This window comes from Pseudomonas sp. S3_A03, from assembly GCF_054668275.1.
In genome coordinates this window covers 3,713,031-3,734,084 of record NZ_CP162753.1, presented here as the reverse complement: position 1 = coordinate 3,734,084, position 21,054 = coordinate 3,713,031, and the positions used below count along the sequence as shown (strand labels likewise).

The window sequence follows — 21,054 nt, the reverse complement described above, 5'->3', positions numbered from 1 at the left end:
GAGGGGCGCGAGTATAACCCAACAAAACCTCGGGATTCGTGTGGTCGTGCGGCCAAAAGCCGGGTTAGACTCCTCGGCCCTGCCCAACCCGCCCAGTGATGCTTTCCGATGCTCGAACAGTACGTCAAAAAGATTCTCACCTCGCGCGTTTACGACGTTGCCGTGGAAACACCGTTGCAGACCGCCCGCCAGCTCTCGGAGCGGCTGGGCAACAAGGTCTGGCTCAAGCGCGAAGACTTGCAGCCGGTGTTCTCGTTCAAGATTCGCGGTGCCTACAACAAGCTGACCCAGTTGAGCGCCGAAGAACGTGCGCGTGGCGTGGTCACGGCGTCGGCGGGCAACCATGCGCAGGGCCTGGCCCTGGCGGCCAAGGTGCTGGGGGTCAAGGCCACGATCGTGATGCCCAAGACCACGCCTGAAATCAAGGTCGAAGGCGTGCGCTCGCGTGGCGGCAAAGTGGTGTTGCACGGTGATTCCTTCCCGGAAGCCCTGGCCTACTCGCTCAAACTGGTCGACGAAAAAGGCTACGTCTACATCCACCCTTACGATGATCCACACACCATTGCCGGGCAGGGCACCGTGGCGATGGAGATCCTGCGCCAGCACCCGGGGCCGCTGGATGCGATTTTTGTTCCGGTGGGCGGCGGCGGGCTGATCGCCGGCATCGCGGCATATGTGAAGTACCTGCGCCCCGAGATCAAGATCATCGGCGTAGAGCCGGACGACTCCAACTGCCTGCAAGCGGCCATGGCGGCGGGCGAACGCGTGGTCTTGCCGACGGTGGGTATTTTTGCCGATGGCGTGGCGGTGGCGCAGATCGGCCAGCACACCTTCGATATCTGCAAAGACTATGTCGATGAAGTGATTACCGTGAGCACCGATGAAATCTGTGCGGCCATCAAGGACATCTACGACGACACCCGCTCCATCACCGAGCCTGCGGGCGCGTTGGGTGTGGCGGGCATCAAGAAGTACGTGGAGAGCCGTGGTGTCAGCGGCCAGACCTTCGTCGCCATTGATTCCGGGGCGAATGTCAACTTCGACCGCCTGCGCCACGTGGCTGAGCGCGCCGAGTTGGGCGAAGGCCGCGAAGCCATCATCGCCGTGACCATTCCCGAACAACCGGGCAGCTTCAAGGCGTTCTGCGAGGCCGTGGGCAAACGCCAGATCACCGAATTCAACTACCGCTATCACTCCGGCAGCGAGGCGCACATTTTTGTCGGCGTGCAGACCCACCCGGAAACCGACCCGCGCAGCGCGCTGATCGTCAGCCTCACAGAGCAAGGCTTCCCCGTGCTGGACCTCACGGAGAACGAGCTGGCCAAGCTGCACATTCGCCATATGGTTGGCGGGCATGCGGCGCACGTCAGCAACGAAGTGGTGTTTCGCTTCGAGTTCCCGGAGCGTCCGGGGGCGCTGTTCAACTTCCTTAACAAGTTGGGCGGGCGCTGGAACATCTCGATGTTCCACTATCGCAACCACGGCGCAGCCGATGGCCGTGTGGTGGCCGGCCTGCAAGTGCCGGCGAGCGAGCGTCACCTGGTGCCGGCGGCCCTGAAGGCGATTGGCTACCCGTACTGGGATGAAAGTGATAACCCGGCCTATAAACTGTTCCTCGGTTGAGCGACTACGCTGATTAGGGCGCGGCCTTTAAGGAAGACGACACATGGAAACCCTGATCACCCTGAAAGTTATCCACATCGCGGCCACCGTGGTGTTGCTGCTCAGCGGCCTCGGCCTGGCGCTGCTGGCCTGGCGCAAACGCAGCGCCGGCGCGGCGGTGACCGTGCAACGCCCGTGGGCGTTCGTGTGGTTGTTGATGGGCATATGCGTGGTGAGCATGCCGTTCACCGGCTGGTGGCTGGTGCACCTGACCGGCTGGCCGCTGGGGCAAACCTGGATCCTGGGCTCCAGCATCCTCTACACCGTCGCGGCGTTGGCCTGGTTCTGGCTGGTGGCGCGGCTTAATCGCCTGCGTAAGGGGGAGGGCGGCAGCTTGAATTTCACCCTGGTGCTGGCGGTGGTCAGCCTGCTGGGGTTTGTGGCGATTGCGGGGTTGATGGGGGCTAAGCCGGTTTAAGGCTTGAGACCGAGTTGCCTGCATCGGGAGCAAGCCCCCTCCCACATTTGAATGTATTCACACCTCAAAGTGTGGGATGGGGCTTGCCCAGATAGGGCCATCAGCTACGCAGCGTAATCACCGGCCAACCACGCTTTTCGGCCTCGGCGCGCAAATTCGGGTCCGGATCCACCGCCACCGGGTGGGTCACCTGCTCCAGCAGCGGCAGATCATTCATCGAATCGCTATAAAAATAGCTGTCTTCCAAGCTATGCCCAGTCTCTTCGAGCCAACGATTCAAGCGCGTCACCTTGCCCTCGCGAAAGCACGGCACATCGGTACTGCGCCCGGTATAACGGCCATCTTGCATCTCGCACTCGGTGGCGATCAGGGTTTCGACACCCAGGCGTGCGGCAATTGGCGCGGTGACGAAACGGTTGGTGGCGGTGATGATCACCAGCTTGTCGCCGGCGGCGCGGTGTTTGGCCAGCAGTTCCACGGCCTTGGGCAACATGATCGGTTCGATGCAGTCGCGCATATAGTCGTTGTGCCACTCATCCAACTGGGTCATCTCGGTGCGGCCAAGGATTTCCAGGCAGAAGTTCAGGTAGGCGGCGTTATCCAGGCGGCCGGCAAGATAGTCCTGATAAAACTCGTCGTTGCGAGCCTTGTAGGCTACCGCGTCGAGAATCCCGCGTTCGCACAGGTAATCGCCCCACGCGTGGTCGCTGTCACCGCCGAGAAGGGTGTTGTCCAAGTCGAATAAAGCCAGGCGCATTGCAGTTACTCGCTGAAAAGTCTGTAAAAAGGCGTCCAGAATACGGTCTTTTCACAAGAGTGCACATAAGCTAAGAAGCCTCGTTGCCGCTGGAACAACCTTTGTGGAACAATGCGGCGACATGCGTTTGCGAGGTTGTTGCCGTGATCGACCCCGATGGTTTCCGTCCTAATGTCGGCATTATTCTTACGAATGACGCCGGACAGGTGCTATGGGCTCGCCGAATCAACCAAGATGCCTGGCAGTTTCCTCAAGGTGGAATCAACCCCGATGAAACCCCTGAAGACGCCTTGTACCGTGAGTTGAATGAAGAAGTCGGCCTTGAGCGTGAAGATGTGCAAATTTTGGCCTGTACCCGTGGTTGGTTGCGCTATCGTTTGCCGCAACGCCTGGTACGTACTCACAGCCAACCGCTGTGCATCGGCCAGAAGCAAAAATGGTTTCTCCTGCGCCTGATCTCTAACGAGCAGCGGGTGCGGATGGATTTGACCGGTAAACCGGAGTTCGATGGCTGGCGTTGGGTCAGCTATTGGTACCCGCTGGGCCAGGTGGTGACATTCAAGCGCGAGGTTTATCGTCGCGCTCTCAAAGAGCTTGCCCCGCGCCTTTTAGCGCGCGACTGACGACGGAGTTCGACCCCGAGCCATGCTCAATACGCTGCGCAAGATCGTCCAGGAAGTTAACTCCGCCAAGGATCTCAAGGCGGCGTTGGGGATTATTGTGTTGCGCGTCAAGGAAGCCATGGGCAGCCAGGTCTGCTCGGTTTACCTGCTGGACCCAGAGACCAACCGTTTTGTGCTGATGGCCACGGAGGGCTTGAACAAGCGCTCCATCGGCAAGGTCAGCATGGCGCCCAATGAAGGTCTGGTTGGCCTGGTGGGGACGCGTGAAGAACCCCTGAACCTTGAAAACGCGGCCGATCACCCGCGTTATCGCTACTTTGCCGAAACCGGCGAAGAGCGTTACGCCTCGTTCCTCGGCGCACCGATCATTCACCACCGCCGCGTTGTCGGCGTGTTGGTTATCCAGCAGAAAGAACGCCGCCAGTTCGACGAAGGTGAAGAAGCCTTCCTCGTGACCATGAGCGCGCAGCTCGCCGGCGTAATTGCCCACGCCGAAGCCACCGGGTCGATCCGTGGCCTGGGCCGCCAGGGCAAGGGCATCCAGGAAGCCAAGTTCGTCGGTGTGCCGGGTTCACCGGGCGCCGCCGTCGGTACGGCCGTGGTCATGTTGCCGCCGGCCGACCTCGATGTGGTGCCGGACAAGTCCGTCGACGACATCGACGCCGAGATCAAACTGTTCAAGACCGCCCTGGAAGGCGTGCGCGCCGACATGCGCAACCTGTCGACCAAGCTGGCGACACAACTGCGCCCCGAAGAGCGTGCGCTGTTCGACGTGTACCAGATGATGCTCGACGACGCGTCGCTGGGTAATGAAGTCAAGACCGTGATCAAGACCGGCCAGTGGGCCCAGGGCGCACTGCGCCAGGTGGTGACCGATCACGTCAACCGTTTCGAATTGATGGACGACGCCTACCTGCGCGAGCGCGCCTCGGACGTGCGCGACCTTGGCCGCCGGTTGCTGGCGTACCTGCAGGAAGATCGCTCCACCAACCTGGTCTACCCTGACAACACCATCCTGATCAGTGAAGAACTGACCGCTACCATGCTCGGCGAAGTGCCCGAGGGCAAGCTGGTGGGCCTGGTCTCGGTACTCGGTTCGGGTAACTCTCACGTCGCGATCCTGGCCCGGGCCATGGGTATTCCGACGGTGATGGGTCTGGTTGACCTGCCGTACTCCAAGGTCGACGGCATCGACATGATCGTCGATGGCCATCGTGGCGAAGTGTTCACCAACCCCAGCGAAGTACTGCGCAAGCAATACGCCGAGGTGGTTGAAGAAGAGAAACAACTGGCGCTGGGCCTCGATTCATTGCGCGAGCTGCCGTGCGTGACCACCGATGGCCACCGTGTGCCGCTGCTGGTCAATACCGGGCTGTTGGCTGACGTGGCCCGCGCGCAGCAACGTGGCGCCGAAGGGGTGGGGCTGTACCGCACCGAAGTGCCGTTCATGATCAACCAGCGCTTCCCGAGCGAGAAGGAGCAGCTGGCGATCTATCGCGAGCAACTGCAAGCCTTCCACCCGCTGCCGGTGACCATGCGCAGCCTGGACATCGGCGGCGACAAGTCACTGTCGTATTTCCCGATCAAGGAAGACAACCCCTTCCTCGGCTGGCGCGGCATTCGCGTCACCCTCGACCATCCCGAGATCTTCCTGGTACAGACCCGCGCCATGCTCAAGGCCAGCGAAGGCCTGAACAACCTGCGCATTCTGCTGCCGATGATCTCCGGCACCCATGAGCTGGAAGAAGCCCTGCACCTGATCCACCGCGCCTGGGGCGAAGTGCGCGACGAAGGCGCCGACGTACCGATGCCGCCGATTGGCGTGATGATCGAAATCCCGGCGGCGGTGTACCAGGCCAAGGAATTGGCGCGGCAGGTGGACTTCCTGTCGGTGGGCTCCAACGACCTGACCCAATACCTGCTGGCCGTGGATCGCAACAACCCACGGGTGGCCGACCTTTACGACTACCTGCACCCGGCGGTGCTGCAAGCCCTGCAACATGTGGTGCGCGACGCCCATGCCGAAGGCAAGCCGGTGAGTATCTGCGGCGAAATGGCCGGCGACCCGGCGGCGGCGGTGCTGTTGATGGCGATGGGTTTTGACAGCCTGTCGATGAACGCCACCAACTTGCCGAAAGTGAAGTGGATGCTGCGCCAGGTTGAACTGAGCATGGCCAAGGACCTGCTGGCCGAGCTGATGACCATTGACAACCCGCAAGTTATCCACAGCTCGCTGCAGTTGGCGCTGAAGAATTTGGGGCTGACACGGATGATCAACCCGGCGTCTGCGAAAACCTTGTAACCGACGCTGATCAAAATGTGGGGGGCTTGCCCCCTCCCACATTCTTTTCAGGGTGTGGTTATAAATTGAGTTCGACCTCGCCCAACCGCCCACCCTGCGGCCCGAAACTGCGCTCCACCATCCGCCGTGTCCCATCGGCATTCACAATCAACGCCGTACTGGCCCGTGTTCCATAACTGGGGCTGGCGATAAACACGCTCGACAGCAGACTCTCGGTGGCCAGGCCCACGCCGGTATCCGGCAGCTCGGCAAACGGCGCTGTCTGCGGATCGCTCAGAACCTCCAATAGCGCTTCGGGCTGCGGATCGGTCAGCAATTCGCTCAGCGCGGCTTTGGCCTTAAGCAGTTTTGGCCAAGGCGTGTCCAGCCCTGCGTTGGATAACCCATACACGCCCGGTTTCAACTGCGTGGGCTCGGTGTGATTGGCGTTGTAGTGCCACAACTCATCCCGCGTCCCCACCAGCAGGTTGAACCCGGCATATTCAATCGAACGGCCGTTAACCTCGGCCAAATAATCCTCAATCGACAGCGAACCACTGAGAAACCGCGCCACCAATTCCCCGCGAGACTTGCGTGCCGGCGGCTGATGCGGATCACGGATATTGGTCAGGGCCGCAAATCGCCCTTCGGCATTGACCCCCAACCAGGTGCCGCCCGCTTCCAGATCGCGGCCGGCATAGACATGGGGCGCGTCCTCCCACTGGGCCAAGGGCAGGCTGGGGCGTGCATAAAACTCATCACGGTTGGCCGCGACGATCAGCGGTTGGGCGTGGCCCGGTCGCCAGGCGAAAACAATCAGGCACATCAGGCGATTTCCCTTTGTGTTTTTTTGCCACTCTACCCACTCAACCGCAGGCGTTCCATCGTATCCAGTTGGGTAGCACGCCTTCCATCCGTTAACATGCCGGACTTGATTCGGGGGCTCCCATGGAATTTCTGCTGTATTTGCTGCTGGGCGCCTGCGCGGGCGTGCTCGCGGGGCTGTTCGGCGTGGGCGGTGGGATTATCATTGTGCCGGTGCTGGTGTTCAGCTTCACCGCGCAGGGCTTCGACCCGCAGGTGCTGACCCATCTGGCCGTGGGCACGTCCCTGGCGACGATCATTTTTACTTCGGTCAATGCCGTGCGTGAGCACCACCGACGTGGCGCGGTGCGTTGGCCGATCTTCCTGTGGATGACGGTAGGCATTTTGATCGGCGCAGGCTTCGGCGCGCTGACGGCCGAGGCGATTTCCGGCCCGCACTTGCAGAAGATCATTGGCGTGTTCGCGCTGATCGTGGCCCTGCAATTGGGCCTGGATTTCAAACCCAAGGCCAGCCGCACGGTGCCGGGCAAGGTCGGGCTGACCCTGGCCGGTACGGTGATCGGCTGGGCCTCGGCGATTTTCGGCATCGGTGGCGGCTCGCTGACCGTACCGTTCCTGACCTGGCGCAGCGTGCCCATGCAACAGGCGGTGGCCACCTCGTCGGCCTGCGGCCTGCCGATCGCCCTGGCGAGTGCATTAAGTTTCATGATTCTGGGCTGGCACGACCCGCTGTTGCCCGCTCATAGTCTGGGGTTCGTGTATTTGCCGGCGCTGCTGGGCATTGCCTTGACCAGCATGGTGTTTGCGCGCTTTGGCGCACGCCTGGCGCACCGGTTGTCGCCACGCCTGTTGAAGCGGCTGTTCGCCGGCCTGCTGTTCTGCGTCGGTATAAACTTTCTGATTTAACGGCAATAGCTGTAACGCACGCTTAATCGCGCCCGGGCATGGTCCGGTCGCTATCACGAATGAGTTAACGAGGAGTCGCAATGCTGCCTTACCCGCAGATCGACCCGGTGGCCCTGGCCATCGGTCCGCTGAAAATCCACTGGTACGGGTTGATGTACCTGATCGGCATCGGCGGTGCCTGGCTGTTGGCGTCTCGGCGCCTGAACCGTTTCGACCCGACCTGGACCAAGGAGAAACTCTCCGACATGGTGTTCTGGCTGTCGATGGGGGTGATTGTCGGCGGGCGTCTGGGGTATGTGTTGTTCTACGATCTTCCGGCGTATATCGCCAACCCGATGCTGATCTTCGAAGTGTGGAAGGGCGGCATGGCGTTCCACGGTGGCTTCATCGGTGTGATGATCGCCGCCTGGTGGTTTGGCCGGCGCAACGGCAAATCGTTCTTCGAACTGATGGATTTCGTCGCGCCATTGGTGCCGATCGGCCTGGGCGCCGGGCGTATCGGTAACTTCATCAATGCCGAGCTGTGGGGCAAGCCGACCGACGTGCCGTGGGCCATGGTCTTCCCGCCGTTCAGCGACCCGGCGCAACTGCCGCGCCATCCGTCGCAGTTGTACCAGTTCGCCCTGGAAGGTGTGGCGCTGTTCCTGATCCTTTATCTGTTCTCGCGCAAGCCACGCCCGACCATGGCGGTGTCCGGTATGTTCGCGTTGTTCTACGGGATCTTCCGCTTTATCGTCGAGTTCGTGCGTGTGCCGGACGCACAGCTGGGCTACCTGGCGTGGGGCTGGTTGACCATGGGGCAGGTGCTCAGCATGCCGATGATTCTCGTGGGCCTGGGCCTGCTGTGGTGGGCGTACAATCGCCCGCAACCGTTGAAGAACACCGCGCTTTGAATTCGAACGCCGGGGCCTGCGAGGTCTCGGCTTCAACGATACAGGTAATGATATGAAGCAATATCTCGAGCTGCTGAACGACGTCGTGACCAATGGCCTGACCAAGGGCGATCGCACCGGCACCGGCACCAAGGCTGTGTTCGCCCGTCAGTATCGGCATAACCTGGCCGACGGTTTCCCGCTGCTGACCACCAAGAAGCTTCACTTCAAAAGCATCGCCAACGAGCTGATCTGGATGTTGAGCGGCAATACCAATATCAAGTGGCTAAACGAAAACGGCGTGCGCATCTGGGACGAATGGGCCACCGAAGACGGCGACCTGGGCCCGGTATACGGCGAACAGTGGACCGCCTGGCCGACCAAGGACGGCGGCACGATCAATCAGATCGACTATATGGTTCATACGCTCAAGACCAACCCTAACAGCCGCCGCATCCTGTTCCACGGCTGGAACGTCGAATATCTGCCGGACGAAACCAAGAGCCCCCAGGAAAACGCGCAAAACGGCAAGCAAGCCCTGCCGCCGTGCCATTTGCTGTACCAAGCATTCGTGCATGAGGGGCATCTGTCGATGCAGTTGTACATTCGCAGTTCCGATGTGTTCCTCGGCCTGCCGTACAACACGGCGGCCCTGGCCCTGCTCACCCATATGCTGGCCCAACAGTGCGACCTGATCCCCCACGAGATCATCGTCACCACCGGCGACACCCACGCCTACAGCAACCATATGGAACAGATCCGCACCCAGCTGGCGCGCACGCCGAAGAAGCTGCCGGAACTGGTGATCAAGCGTAAGCCTGCGTCTATCTACGATTACAAATTCGAAGATTTTGAGATCGTGGGCTACGACGCCGACCCAAGCATCAAGGCCGACGTCGCGATCTAAAGCCGGTCACGGCTCAAGTGTGGGAGCAAGCCCCCTCCCACATTTGAACTGCGTTCGCTTGAATTAATGGCCATGGCTTCTGCCCACATGCGAAGGCTCAGCCTCGCTGGCCTGCACACTTCCGCTGACCTCCAGCCGTTGCAAAATCCCGCACTGCTCCCCACCCCCACAGCGCTGGCGCAGGTCCAGCAGTTGCTCCTGCAACGCCAACAGCCCATCGATCCGCGCTTTTACGTGATGGATGTGTTCGTCGATCAACGCATTCACGCTTTCGCACTGGTCCTGAGGGCTGTCGCGCAGGCTGAGCAGGCTGCGGATTTCTTCCAGGGTCATGTCGAGGCTGCGGCAGTTACGGATAAAGACCAGCCGTTCGGTGTGCGCCTGGGTGTACACGCGGTAGTTGGCGTCAGTGCGTGCCGGGGGCGGCAGCAGGCTTTCTTTCTCGTAATAGCGGATGGTTTCCACCGGGCAATCGGTGAGTTTGGCCAGTTCGCCGATCTTCATCGCAGCAATCTCCAAATGGGTGCTTGACCCTATAGTGGCTACAGGGTCTTTACTTGGCAACAGGCACCTTTATGGACGCGACCTGATGAGCGATTCCCTGCACACCCCACACAAACACGACCATGACCACGGCGAGAAGAAGCTGACGCCCGTGCATAACCACGGCCACGGCGGCGCCTGTTGTTCCGGCACGCCGGTCCCTGCGGTGGTGCAACTGAGCGAAGCGCCTACCGCCGGCTCACGCCTGAGCACATTCCGTATCGAGGCCATGGACTGCCCCACCGAGCAAACGCTGATCCAGAACAAACTGGGCAAGCTGGCCGGCGTGCAGCAGTTGGAATTCAACCTGATCAACCGCATCCTCGGCGTCACCCATGACCTGCCGAGCACGGCGCCGATCATCGACGCGATCAAATCCCTCGGCATGCAGGCCGACCCGATTGAACAAGGCACACCGGCCGCCGAGCCGCCCGCCAAGAAACACTGGTGGCCGCTGGCGTTGTCCGGCGTAGGGGCGTTGGCGGCCGAAGTACTGCACTTCACCAACGCTGCGCCCACGTGGGTGATTGCCATCGTGGCGCTGGTGTCGATCCTCAGCGGCGGCCTCACCACCTACAAAAAGGGCTGGATTGCCCTGAAAAACCTCAACCTGAACATCAACGCGTTGATGAGCATCGCTGTCACCGGCGCGGTGCTGATCGGCCAATGGCCGGAAGCCGCCATGGTGATGTTCCTGTTCACCGTGGCCGAACTGATCGAAGCCAAGTCCCTGGACCGTGCGCGCAATGCCATCAGCGGCTTGATGCAGATGACGCCGGAGCAGGCGACGGTGCGACAGGCTGACGGCAGTTGGGCGGAACAGGAGGTCAAAAACGTCGAAATTGGGGCTATTGTGCGGGTAAAGCCAGGCGAGCGGATTGGCTTGGACGGGGAGGTCACGGCGGGTCAATCCACCATTGACCAAGCGCCGATTACCGGCGAAAGCCTGCCGATTGAAAAGACCGTGGGCGACAAAGTCTTCGCCGGCACCATCAACCAGGCCGGTTCCCTGGAATACGCCGTGACGGCAGCGGCCAACAACTCGACGCTGGCGCGGATCATCCACGCCGTTGAGCAGGCCCAAGGGGCCCGCGCACCGACTCAGCGCTTCGTTGACAGTTTTTCCAGGGTCTACACCCCGGCGGTGTTCCTGTTTGCCCTGGGTGTGGCGGTTATCCCGCCGCTGTTCATGGGCGGTATGTGGTTCGACTGGGTCTACCGCGCCCTGGTGCTGCTGGTGGTCGCATGCCCCTGCGCGCTGGTGATTTCCACCCCGGTGACCATCGTCAGCGGCCTGGCGGCGGCGGCGCGCAAAGGCATCCTGATCAAGGGCGGCGTGTACTTGGAAGGCGGTTACAAGCTCGACTACCTGGCGCTGGACAAGACCGGCACGATTACCCACGGCAAGCCGGTGCAAACCGATTACCTGGCACTGTTCCCCAACGTTGAAGACCACGCGCAGGCCTTGGCCGCGAGCCTGGCCGGGCGGTCGGACCACCCCGTGTCGCTGGCCATCGCCAACGCGGCTGTGGATAAACACCTGCCGACCCACACGGTGGATAACTTCGAAGCCCTGGCCGGTCGGGGTGTGCGCGGTGATATCAATGGCCAGACCTACCACTTGGGCAATCACCGTCTGGTGGAAGACCTTGGCCTGTGTTCATCGGCGCTGGAAGAAAAACTCTTCGCCCTGGAGAAACAAGGCAAGTCCGTGGTGCTGCTGCTCGACAAGTCCGGCCCGCTGGCACTGTTCGCCGTGGCCGACACGGTCAAGGACAGTAGCCGCGAAGCCATCCAGCAACTGCACGAGCTGGGCATCAAGACCCTGATGCTCACGGGCGACAACACCCATACCGCCCAGGCGATTGCGGCTCAGGTCGGCATCGACCAGGCCCAGGGCGACCTGTTGCCCACCGACAAATTGCACGCCATCGAAACCCTCTACAGCCACGGCAGCCGCGTGGGCATGGTGGGTGACGGCATCAACGACGCCCCGGCGCTGGCCCGCGCTGAAATTGGCTTTGCCATGGCCGCCGCCGGCACCGACACCGCCATCGAGACCGCCGACGTGGCGCTGATGGACGATGATTTGCGCAAGATCCCGGCTTTCATTCGGTTGTCGCGGCAAACGTCGAGTATCCTCAAGCAGAACATCGCCCTGGCGTTGGTGATCAAGGCCATCTTCCTGGCGGTCACGTTCCTGGGCATGGCCACCATGTGGATGGCCGTGTTCGCCGACATGGGCGTGAGCCTGCTGGTGGTGTTCAATGGCCTGCGCCTGTTGCGCAAATGAGGATGAGAGGGTGGTGTGCTGAGTGCTGAGCTGAAGGCGTTTTTCATGGTCGCCCGCCTGGGCAGCATCACCCAGGCGGCGAAAAAACTCGGCCTCAGCCAGCCCACGGTTACCACCCAGATACGCAACCTGGAAAGTCATTACGGCGTCGAGCTGTTCTACCGTGGCGGCCGCCGCCTTACCGTCAGCGACGAGGGCGCGCGGCTGTTGCCGATGGTCAAGGCGCTGTTGCAGCAGGAAGCGGATATCGAATTTTTCCTGCGCAACAACGGCCAGGTCCAGGGCGCCTTGCGCATTGCGGCAACGGCGCCGTATTACATTCTTGATCTGGTCAAAGCCTTTCGCGAGCGCCTGCCGCAAGTGGACGTGTCGGTAGAAATCGGCAACTCCCAACAAGTCCTCGAAGCGTTGGACGAATACCGCGTCGATGTCGCCGCCTCGTCGCAGTTGCTCGAAGACCCGCGCCTGATCCGCCGTGTGCTCGGTACCGACCCCCTGGTGCTGGCGGTGCACCGCACTCATCCCCTGGCCCAGCACGAGCATGTGCCGTTGACCGCACTGGCCGGGCACACGTTGTTGATGCGCGAAGCCGGTTCCACGACACGGCGCCTGACCGAAGAGATGTTGCAAGGGGCCGGCGTCAGCTGCGGCCCGCTGCTGGAAATCGGCAGCCGCGAATCGATCCGCGAGGCCGTGCTGCGCAATATCGGCATCAGCATCATTGCCCGCCAGGAAGTGCCTCATGACCCGCAACTGCGGGTGCTGACCTTGGAGAATGCGCCGCAGATCGCGGAGTATCTGTACTGCCTCAAAGAGCGCAAAGCCGCGCGGCTGCCGGCGGCGTTCCTCGGGTTGGCGCAGGAGATGTCGCCGCTCTGAAGCGTTGTGGTGGCCTTTGGGCCAATCGGGAGCAGGCCCCCTCCCACATTTGAAGGTATTCACACATCAAAATGTGGGAGGGGGCTTGCTCCCGATAGCGGCACACCAGGCAAGCCCTTCCACAAGTCCTACACAAATCCACCAATACCACTATTGCTCCCTTTTGCCTTCCTGCCACACGAGCGACGCATTGCCTGCCTAGCATGGCCTTCATCCGTTTGATGAGGTGCCACCATGAACACAGCCCTGAGCCAACCCGGCGCGCCGATGAAGGTGCGCGGTATCCAGAAACGCTTCGGCGCCTTTAACGCGCTGGACAACGTGTCTCTGGATGTCGCCGCCGGCGAGTTGGTGTGCCTGCTGGGGCCGTCCGGTTGCGGCAAGACCACGTTGCTGCGCTGCATCGCCGGCCTGGAGCGCCAGGACAGCGGTGAGCTTTACCTGGGCCACCGCGATGTTTCCCTGCTGCCGCCGCAGGCCCGGGACTACGGTATTTTGTTCCAGTCCTACGCGCTGTTTCCCAACCTCACCGTCGAAGCGAACATTGGCTACGGCCTTACCGGCAGCGGCCGCGATGAAGCGCGCAAGCGCGTCGGGCAGATGCTCGAACTGGTCGGCCTGCTGGGCAGCGAAAAGAAATACCCAGGCCAACTCTCCGGCGGCCAGCAGCAACGGGTGGCTCTGGCCCGCGCCTTGGCCCCGGCGCCGTCATTATTGTTGCTCGACGAGCCCATGTCGGCCCTCGATGCCCGCGTGCGTGAGCACCTGTGCACCGAGCTGCGCCAACTGCAGCGGCGCCTGGGCATCACCACCTTGATGGTCACCCATAATCAGGACGAGGCCATGTTGATGGCCGACCGCATCGCTGTGATGAACAACGGCAAGGTCGAGCAATACGCCACGCCCCAGGAGATTTACGACCGCCCGGCCACGCCGTTCGTGGCGGAGTTTGTCGGCCAGGGCAACTGGCTGCCATTCAGCCGCAGCAGCGCCAGCCATGCCCAAGTCGGCGGGATGAACATGCGCCTGGCCGATGATGCCGGCGGGGCCAGGTCCGGTCGTCTGTTCTGCCGCCCGGAAGCCATCAGCGTGAACCCCCCTGTGCATGAAGAAAACCTGTTCCCGGCCAAGGTGCGCGAGATCACCTTCCTCGGCAATCGCTGTCGCATGAGCTTTGAGCTGGAGCAATTGCCCGGTCACCCGCTGCTGGCCGAGCTGGCTCCCGAAGCCATGCCGCGCCTGGGCGCCCAGGACATTTGGGTGGCCCTGCCGCCACGCAGCCTGCAGGTGTTTGCCTGAGATGGCCGTTGATATGACATTGCCGATACCGCGTGAGGTGTCGCGCGCTGAAAGGGGCGATCGCCTGTTTGTGGTCGGCGGCAAGGTGCTGTGGCTGTGCCTGTTGGGCATCGCGGTGTTGATGCCATTGCTGGCGATTTTCTGGCGTGGTTTCAGCAGCGAGGCCGGGCAGGGCGGCGGCCTGATAGCGGCGCGGGAGCTGCTGAGCAGCGCGAATTTCCATTGGCTGTTGGGCAACAGCCTCAAAGTTTCCCTCAGCGTTGCGGCCATCGTCGTACCGTTGGCCTACCTGTTTGCCTACGCCCTGCAACGCACGATGATTCCCGGCAAGGCCATCTGGCGCGGCCTGTCCCTGCTGCCGTTGATGGCGCCATCGATGCTGCCGGGCATTGCGCTGGTGTACCTGTTCGGTAACCAGGGCCTGCTGCGCGGGCTGCTTGCAGAGAATGTCTACGGCTTCTGGGGGATTGTTCTGGGGGAGGTGATCTACACCTTCCCACATGCGCTGATGATCTTGCTGTCGGCGCTGTCGCTGGCGGATGCGCGGCTGTTCGATGCGGCCTCCAGCATGGGCGCCAGCCCGGCGCGGGCGTTTCGCAGCATCACCTGGCCGGCCACACGCCAGGCGGTGTTTGCCGCGTTTTGCCTGGTGTTCACCCTGACCATCACCGACTTCGGCGTGCCCGTGGTGGTGGGGGGCGACTACCAGGTGCTGGCGCTGGAAGCCTACAAGGCGGTGGTGGGCCAGCAGCAGTTCGGACGCGGCGCGTTGATCGGCATGGTGTTGCTGCTGCCGGCGCTGTTCAGCTTTGGTGTGGATGCGTGGTTACGCCGGCGGCATGGCGACGCCATGAGCGGCCGTGCCCAGGTCTTCCAGCCAGCGCCGTCGCGCCTCAGGGATGGCTGCTACCTGGCGATCGTCCTGCTGATTTGCGCGGTGTTGTTGCTGGTGTTCGGCATGGCGGTGTATTCCTCGCTGGTGAAATTCTGGCCGTACAATCTGTCGCTTTCGCTCAACCACTACCGGTTTGAAGACACGGCGGGCGGCGGTTGGCTGGCCTATCGCAACAGCCTGACCCTGGCGCTGTGTACCGCATTGGCCGGCAGCGTGCTGATTTTCACCGGCGCCTACCTGATGGAAAAGACCCAGGGCCAGAAGGGCCTGACCCTGGCGCTGCGCCTGCTCAGCTTTGTGCCGATGGCCGTGCCGGGGTTGGTGTTGGGGCTAGGCTACGTGTTTTTTTTCAACCTCAACGGCAACCCGCTGCATGTGTTCTACGGGACCATGACCCTGCTGGTGGCGTGCACCATTGCTCATTATTTGACCACCGCGCAGATGACCGCCACCACGGCGCTGCGCCAACTGGACGCTGAATTCGAAGCCGCCGCGCTGTCGCTCAAGGCGCCGCTGTACCGCCACTTTTTGCGCGTCACCGTGCCGATCTGCCTACCGGCGCTGCTGGATATCGTGCGCTACCTGTTTGTGTCGGCGATGACCACCGTGTCTGCCGCGATCTTCCTCTACAGCCCCAGCACCATCCTCGCCGCCGTCGCCGTGTTGAACATGGACGACGCCGGCAATGTGGGCGGTGCGGCGGCCATGTCGAGCCTGATCCTGTTCACTTCGGCCGGTGTCTCGCTGCTGCTGGCGTGGGCCTCACGTGGCGCGTTGCGCCGCTCCCAAGCCTGGCGCCAGAGCGCGCCGGGCCAATAAACATCCTGAAAGGAGATGCTCCATGTTCAAGCCATTGGCCCTGGTCGTTGCCGTGCTTAGCGCATTCAGCCTGAATGCCTTCGCCAAGACCGAACTCACTGTGTACACGGCCCTCGAAGCCGAGCAATTGAAGACCTACAAAAAGGCCTTCGAACAGGCCAACCCCGACGTCGAGATCAAATGGGTGCGCGACTCCACCGGCATCATCACCGCCAAACTGCTGGCCGAAAAAGACCGCTCGCAGGCTGACGTGGTGTGGGGCCTGGCTGCCTCCAGCCTTGCGATCCTCGACCAGCAGGGCATGCTCGACAACTACGCACCCAAGGACCTGGACAAGATCGGCAAAAACTACCGCGACGCCGCCAACCCACCGGCGTGGGTCGGCATGGACGTGTGGGCCGCGACCCTCTGTTTCAATACCGTCGAAGCCGAGAAGCAGGGCCTGACCAAGCCGGTGAGCTGGCAGGACCTGACCAAGCCTGAGTACAAGGGCAAGATCGTCATGCCTAACCCGGCGTCCTCGGGCACCGGCTTTCTGGACGTGAGTGCCTGGCTGCAGACCTTCGGCGAGAAGCAGGGCTGGCAGTACATGGACGACTTGCACCAGAACATCGGCCAGTACGTCCACTCCGGTTCCAAGCCGTGCAAGCTGGCGGCTTCCGGCGAGTTCCCGATTGGTATTTCGTTCGAATACCCGGCCGTACAGCTCAAGCGCCAGGGCGCACCGCTGGACATCATCCTGCCGAAGGAAGGCCTGGGTTGGGAGATCGAAGCCACGGCGGTGATCAAGGGCACCGCCCACGCCGAGGCCGCGAAAAAACTCGCCGACTTCTCCGCCAGCCCCGCAGCGATGGAGCTGTACAAGGACAACTTCGCCGTCCTCGCGCAGCCGGGTATCGCCAAGCCGCAAACCGAATTGCCGGCCGATTACGAGCAGCGGTTGATCAAGAACGACTTTGCCTGGGCCTCGAAGCATCGCGACAGCATCCTGGCTGAGTGGCGCAAGCGTTATGACGGCAAGTCGGAGAAGGTGGCCGGTCAGTAAGGTTTTCGTTAGGGCTGATGGCCTCATCGGGGGCTTGCCCCCGATGACGGCTTCGAATTCAGGACATCACTTCATGACACACCACAGCGACCTGCTGATAGTCGGCGCCGGCATCCTCGGCCTGTCCCACGCCTATGCCGCCGCCAAGCGCGGCCTAAAGGTCAAGGTGTTCGAGCGCAGCGCCACGCCGTTGGGCGCGTCAGTGCGCAACTTCGGCCAGGCATTGGTCACCGGCCAGCCGCCTGGGCCGATGCTCGACCTGGCACGGGAAAGCCGCGAAATCTGGGGCCATTGGGCGCAGGTGGCAGGCCTGCAACTCAAGCGCAAGGGCGCGTACCTGTTTGCCCGCACCGAAGCCGAAGAGCACCTGCTCGAAGCTTTCTGCGCCGGGCGCGCACGGCAGCACGGCTACAACGTCGAGCTGTTGCAAGGCGCGGCGCTGAGGGATCTGTATGGCGGCCAGTTTCGTCATCACCGCGCGGCGCTGCATGGCAAGGACGATCAGCAACTGTATTCGCGCGAAGCCATCCCGGCGCTGATCCACTACCTGAGCCAGCAGCTTGACGTGGAGTTTCATTTTTCCACCCTGGTGCGCGACGTCGAGCCGGGCCAGTTGCACAGCACGGCGGGGAGTTTTCGCGGCAAGCAGATCATCGTGTGCTCCGGCCACGATTACCAAACCCTGCTGGCCGAGGCGCTGGCCGAACTCAACCCGCACGTCTGCCGCCTGCAAATGCTGCGGGCCCGGCCGGCGCTTAACCTGAACCTGCAACATGCGTTGCTCACGGGCCTCAGTTGCGTGCATTACGGCGCCTTCGCCGACCTGCCGGAAGCCGCGCCGGTGCAGGCGCAGATCCTGCGTGAAGCCCCGCACCTGCAGGCGCACGGGATTCACCTGCTGATCAGCCCGACGCCCCATGGCGAACTGATCATCGGCGACTCCCACGACTACGGCAGCGATGCGTCGCCGTTCAATGCCGAGCAGGTCGATGACTGGATGATTGAACTGGCCGAGCAGACCTTGGGCTGCACGATCCAAGTGGTGGAGCGTTGGCAGGGTGTGTATGGCGCGCGCGGGCCGGGGCCGTTCTCGTTCGTGCGCGTGGCGCCAGGCGTGAGCGCGGCGTTGATGCACACCGGGGTGGGCATGAGCGTGGGGCCGGCGATGGCCGAGCGCAATATCCGCGCGTTATGGGGCGAGGCGTGATGCATCGGGAACAGGTGATGGCAGCCGATCAGGATTCGTCCAGGCGCTGAGCCAATGCTTCGATCTGTTCCTGACGCTCGGCCTGGCTCAGTCTGGCGTGAGGGTTGAGGGACGACCACTGCGGATGGGCGCGGGCCTTGTGCAGCGCGTCCGGCAACTTGCCTTCACGCCAGGTTTTGTCTTGGGGCGTGTCGACCTTGATGCTGTGCATCGCCGCGTGGCCGCGCAGATTCAGGGCTTTGAGCAATTGGCGTTGGCGCAGGGCGAGCAGGCGCAGCACGCTGTCGTCGACGGTCAGCTCGCGCTGGCCTTTGATTTTGCCCAGCAGGCGGCTGCCATAACCGCGCGCGGTTTGCAGCGCGCCCCCGGCGATGGCACCGGCTAAGGCGGCAGCGCCCAGCGTCAGGCCACCGACCAGCAGGTCTACGCCGGCACCGGCCGCCGCGCCGGCCGCGATCCCACCGCCCACGCGCACGCCGAGTTGCTTGAGGGTTTCCGGGTTGAACAGGTCATCGCCCCAGCGGCCGTCGAGCAGCGGTAGATCGCTGGCGGCAGCGTCCTGCGGGCGGAACCCGAACAGCTTGAGCAACGCCTCCACGCATTTTTGTTCGCGCTGGCGCACGGCTTTACGCAACTCGCTGATGGCTTGCGGCTCATCTTCAGTGACCACGCTGCGCCGGCACGCGGCGCAATCGATCAACAGCTCGGCAATCAACTGCGCGGCGCTTTGCTGGCGGGCCTGGCGTTGGGCTTCTTGATCCAGAATCAAGCGTTCCAATTGCGGCCGTGCGTTTTCCAGCAACAAGGCGAGGCTTTCATACAGGCGACGCTCGCCGTCTTGCGGCGGCGCCACGCTGTCAAACCGCACCAGTGCATGCAGGCCAAGGCGGGCCAGGGCTTCGCGCCACTCCGGTTCGCGGTGCCCGCTGCTGCTGACGAAATTGAGCACCGGCAGCAGCGGTTTGCCGCAACTGGCCAGTACTTGCAGCTCATCACGGTACTTGGCCAGCACCGGCTCGCGGGCGTCGATCACATACAGGCCGGCATCCGAGGCCAGCAGTTGGCGCAATACCTTGGCCTCTTGCTCGAAACGCTGGCGCGCTTCGCTGCCTTCGAGGAACCGTGAGAGGCGCGCCGGGCCATCCAGGCGTTCGCCGGGGCGGTCGAGGCGTTCCAGGTAGTCGAGCAGGGCGATGGCATCTTCCAGGCCGGGCGTGTCGTACAGCTCCAGCAGGGCTTGGCCCTCCACCGACAAGCGCGCGCCTTCCACATGCCGCGTGGTGCTGGGGCGATGGGAGACCTCGCCGAAGCCCACATCGCGGGTCAGCGTGCGCAGCAGCGAGGTCTTGCCCACATTGGTGTGGCCGACCACGGCGAGTTTCAGCGGTTTAGTCATGACCGGTCTCCAGCCAGTTCAGCGGCGCGCAGTCGGCAAACGGCAGCTGCAACTGTTGCAGCGCGGTGTGCCAATCGCCCAGGCGCTCGGCGTCCAGCGCCTGGCCCGGTGGCGCTTGCAGCAACCACACGCGGGTGGCCCCGGCACTGCGCGCCAGTTCGCCGATCAGCGCCAGGCTGCCGCGATCCGGCGAGCGACGAGGGTCGCAGGCAATGGCCAGGCGCGCGGGCGGGAAGCGCGTGAGTTGCTCCAGCAGTTTGTGACGCGATTCGCGGCTGTCGAGAATGCCGGCGTCTTTTACGTTGCCGGGCAATGTGGGCGGCCAGGGGCGTTGATCGTCCAGTTCGATCGCCACCACCAGCGCGCCGTCGCTTTGCAGTTCGCTCACGCCGCCGCTGACGGGGTGCAGGTGTTCCGGGGCGGCGTCGTTGACCCCGAGGCGTTCGCTGCTCGGCATCAAGCGTTCGCGCAATTGGCTGTAGCCGGGCAGGTTCAGGTCCAGGCGCAACGCGGCACGCCCGCGTTTCCAGCGCCATAGGCACAGCAGGGCGAGGATCAACCTTGGCAGCAGGCCATAGACCAGCAACACGCCCACCAGCCAGGCGGCCCAGGCTTGGCGGGCGTTTTCGATAGTCAGTGCCGAGTCGCCGCTGGCGCGGATCATCTCGACGGTCGGCACGTTGAAGCCGAGCCAGGCAGGCAGGGTGCCGAGGGCTTGGGTGACGGCGACAAAGGTGTCGGCGCCGAGGATGGTGGTTTCCCACACGAAGCCGTAGCGCCTTGTGGCAAGCAGCGTCAGCAGGATCACCAACGCACTGAGCAACGCCAGCAGCCATAGGCCGTTGACCAGCGCGCCGACGGCCCAGCGATTGAGCTTTTGGCGCTGCAACAACAGCACTAACGCCGGCGCCAGTTGCGCGGCCTTGGCGTCACGCGCCAGTTTTTCGCTGAGCCATAGCCACAGGCGGCCGAGACTGGCGCTGTGCTCGCCGGCAAACAGCAGGCCCAGGGCCCAACTGAGCAGCAGGATCAGGTTCAAGCCGAGCAGGCTGCCCAGGGCCCAGAACACGTTCACCGGGGCCTGGCCGTTGCCCAGCGCGGCAAAGGCCAGGCCGGCGCCGCTGACAACGGCAACGATCGCCAGCAACACCAGCGCCAGCCGCGCACCTTGCAGCCAGCGGGTGAGGGCGGCGCTGAGGCCATCGCGCTCGGCCAAGTGCAGGGCGCGGTGCTGGATGCGCGCCGGCAGGTCGCCGCCGGCCGTGCGGGCCAGTCGGTTGGCTTCCTGGTCTTCCAGGGGGCCGGCGTGTTCTTCACGCAGGCGCACGGTTTCTGTCAGCCAGAGTGTGTGCAGGGGAGTCAGTGCAGTCACGCGCCGTCCTGTTGAGCAAGTGAGGTTGGAGCATAACCGCTGGCTTGCAGCTCTG

At 62.9% G+C, this 21,054-nt stretch carries 18 protein-coding genes; 13 read left to right on the top strand and 5 right to left on the bottom strand.

The window, feature by feature from the left end:
• Positions 1 to 108: 108 nt before the first annotated feature.
• On the top strand, positions 109 to 1,623 hold the full coding sequence (gene ilvA, locus AB4O25_RS17075; RefSeq protein WP_460149810.1) for a threonine ammonia-lyase, biosynthetic: 1,515 nt from the start codon (positions 109 to 111) through the stop codon (positions 1,621 to 1,623).
• A 43-nt stretch (positions 1,624 to 1,666) separates the two neighbouring features.
• The gene (locus AB4O25_RS17070; protein ID WP_017530920.1) at positions 1,667 to 2,080 is read left to right on the top strand and encodes a DUF2269 family protein; all 414 of its coding nucleotides are present in this window, start codon (positions 1,667 to 1,669) and stop codon (positions 2,078 to 2,080) included.
• Between the two features lie 100 nt (positions 2,081 to 2,180).
• On the opposite strand, the gene AB4O25_RS17065 is transcribed toward AB4O25_RS17070, so the two are convergent.
• On the bottom strand, positions 2,181 to 2,837 hold the full coding sequence (locus tag AB4O25_RS17065; RefSeq protein WP_068938091.1) for a histidinol-phosphatase: 657 nt from the start codon (positions 2,835 to 2,837) through the stop codon (positions 2,181 to 2,183).
• A 143-nt stretch (positions 2,838 to 2,980) separates the two neighbouring features.
• On the opposite strand from AB4O25_RS17065, the gene AB4O25_RS17060 reads away from it, so the two are divergent.
• Positions 2,981 to 3,460: an RNA pyrophosphohydrolase gene (locus tag AB4O25_RS17060; RefSeq protein ID WP_003176750.1), complete on the top strand. Its 480-nt coding sequence runs from the start codon at positions 2,981 to 2,983 to the stop codon at positions 3,458 to 3,460.
• A gap of 22 nt (positions 3,461 to 3,482) precedes the next feature.
• Complete coding sequence (ptsP, locus tag AB4O25_RS17055) at positions 3,483 to 5,762, top strand: phosphoenolpyruvate--protein phosphotransferase (protein WP_017530922.1); 2,280 nt, start codon at positions 3,483 to 3,485, stop codon at positions 5,760 to 5,762.
• 58 nt (positions 5,763 to 5,820) lie between these two features.
• Here the strand turns inward: ptsP and AB4O25_RS17050 are convergent, their stop codons facing one another.
• Positions 5,821 to 6,567, bottom strand: a complete 747-nt coding sequence (locus tag AB4O25_RS17050; protein WP_017530923.1) for an NRDE family protein — start codon at positions 6,565 to 6,567, stop codon at positions 5,821 to 5,823.
• Between the two features lie 122 nt (positions 6,568 to 6,689).
• On the opposite strand from AB4O25_RS17050, the gene AB4O25_RS17045 reads away from it, so the two are divergent.
• The 3 genes from AB4O25_RS17045 to AB4O25_RS17035 all read left to right on the top strand — a co-directional run bounded on the left by AB4O25_RS17045 (position 6,690) and on the right by AB4O25_RS17035 (position 9,251).
• Positions 6,690 to 7,472, top strand: a complete 783-nt coding sequence (locus AB4O25_RS17045; RefSeq protein WP_017530924.1) for a sulfite exporter TauE/SafE family protein — start codon at positions 6,690 to 6,692, stop codon at positions 7,470 to 7,472.
• A gap of 80 nt (positions 7,473 to 7,552) precedes the next feature.
• Entirely contained in the window at positions 7,553 to 8,365 is an 813-nt protein-coding gene (gene lgt / locus AB4O25_RS17040; protein ID WP_017530925.1) for a prolipoprotein diacylglyceryl transferase, read from the top strand.
• A 52-nt stretch (positions 8,366 to 8,417) separates the two neighbouring features.
• Positions 8,418 to 9,251: a thymidylate synthase gene (locus AB4O25_RS17035; protein WP_017530926.1), complete on the top strand. Its 834-nt coding sequence runs from the start codon at positions 8,418 to 8,420 to the stop codon at positions 9,249 to 9,251.
• Between the two features lie 63 nt (positions 9,252 to 9,314).
• Here the strand turns inward: AB4O25_RS17035 and cadR are convergent, their stop codons facing one another.
• Positions 9,315 to 9,755: a Cd(II)/Pb(II)-responsive transcriptional regulator gene (cadR, locus tag AB4O25_RS17030; RefSeq protein WP_017530927.1), complete on the bottom strand. Its 441-nt coding sequence runs from the start codon at positions 9,753 to 9,755 to the stop codon at positions 9,315 to 9,317.
• An 85-nt stretch (positions 9,756 to 9,840) separates the two neighbouring features.
• On the opposite strand from cadR, the gene AB4O25_RS17025 reads away from it, so the two are divergent.
• From AB4O25_RS17025 to AB4O25_RS17000, 6 genes are all read left to right on the top strand, one after another.
• On the top strand, positions 9,841 to 12,087 hold the full coding sequence (locus tag AB4O25_RS17025) for a heavy metal translocating P-type ATPase (protein WP_460149809.1): 2,247 nt from the start codon (positions 9,841 to 9,843) through the stop codon (positions 12,085 to 12,087).
• Positions 12,088 to 12,102: 15 nt separating this feature from the next.
• Positions 12,103 to 12,966 carry a LysR family transcriptional regulator gene (locus AB4O25_RS17020; RefSeq protein ID WP_017530929.1) on the top strand — a complete coding sequence of 288 codons (864 nt, stop codon included), beginning with the start codon at positions 12,103 to 12,105 and terminating at the stop codon, positions 12,964 to 12,966.
• A gap of 234 nt (positions 12,967 to 13,200) precedes the next feature.
• On the top strand, positions 13,201 to 14,265 hold the full coding sequence (locus tag AB4O25_RS17015) for a putative 2-aminoethylphosphonate ABC transporter ATP-binding protein (protein WP_017530930.1): 1,065 nt from the start codon (positions 13,201 to 13,203) through the stop codon (positions 14,263 to 14,265).
• A 1-nt stretch (position 14,266) separates the two neighbouring features.
• Complete coding sequence (locus AB4O25_RS17010) at positions 14,267 to 15,979, top strand: putative 2-aminoethylphosphonate ABC transporter permease subunit (protein WP_065879300.1); 1,713 nt, start codon at positions 14,267 to 14,269, stop codon at positions 15,977 to 15,979.
• A 22-nt stretch (positions 15,980 to 16,001) separates the two neighbouring features.
• The gene (locus tag AB4O25_RS17005; protein WP_460149808.1) at positions 16,002 to 17,024 is read left to right on the top strand and encodes a putative 2-aminoethylphosphonate ABC transporter substrate-binding protein; all 1,023 of its coding nucleotides are present in this window, start codon (positions 16,002 to 16,004) and stop codon (positions 17,022 to 17,024) included.
• A 73-nt stretch (positions 17,025 to 17,097) separates the two neighbouring features.
• Positions 17,098 to 18,231, top strand: coding sequence for a TIGR03364 family FAD-dependent oxidoreductase (locus AB4O25_RS17000; protein WP_017530933.1), 1,134 nt, complete (start codon positions 17,098 to 17,100; stop codon positions 18,229 to 18,231).
• A gap of 28 nt (positions 18,232 to 18,259) precedes the next feature.
• On the opposite strand, the gene AB4O25_RS16995 is transcribed toward AB4O25_RS17000, so the two are convergent.
• Positions 18,260 to 19,627, bottom strand: a complete 1,368-nt coding sequence (locus AB4O25_RS16995) for a GTPase/DUF3482 domain-containing protein (protein ID WP_017530934.1) — start codon at positions 19,625 to 19,627, stop codon at positions 18,260 to 18,262.
• Positions 19,620 to 20,999, bottom strand: a complete 1,380-nt coding sequence (locus AB4O25_RS16990) for a DUF2868 domain-containing protein (protein ID WP_017530935.1) — start codon at positions 20,997 to 20,999, stop codon at positions 19,620 to 19,622. Before AB4O25_RS16990 ends, AB4O25_RS16995 begins: the two co-directional genes overlap by 8 nt.
• Positions 21,000 to 21,054: the final 55 nt, after the last annotated feature.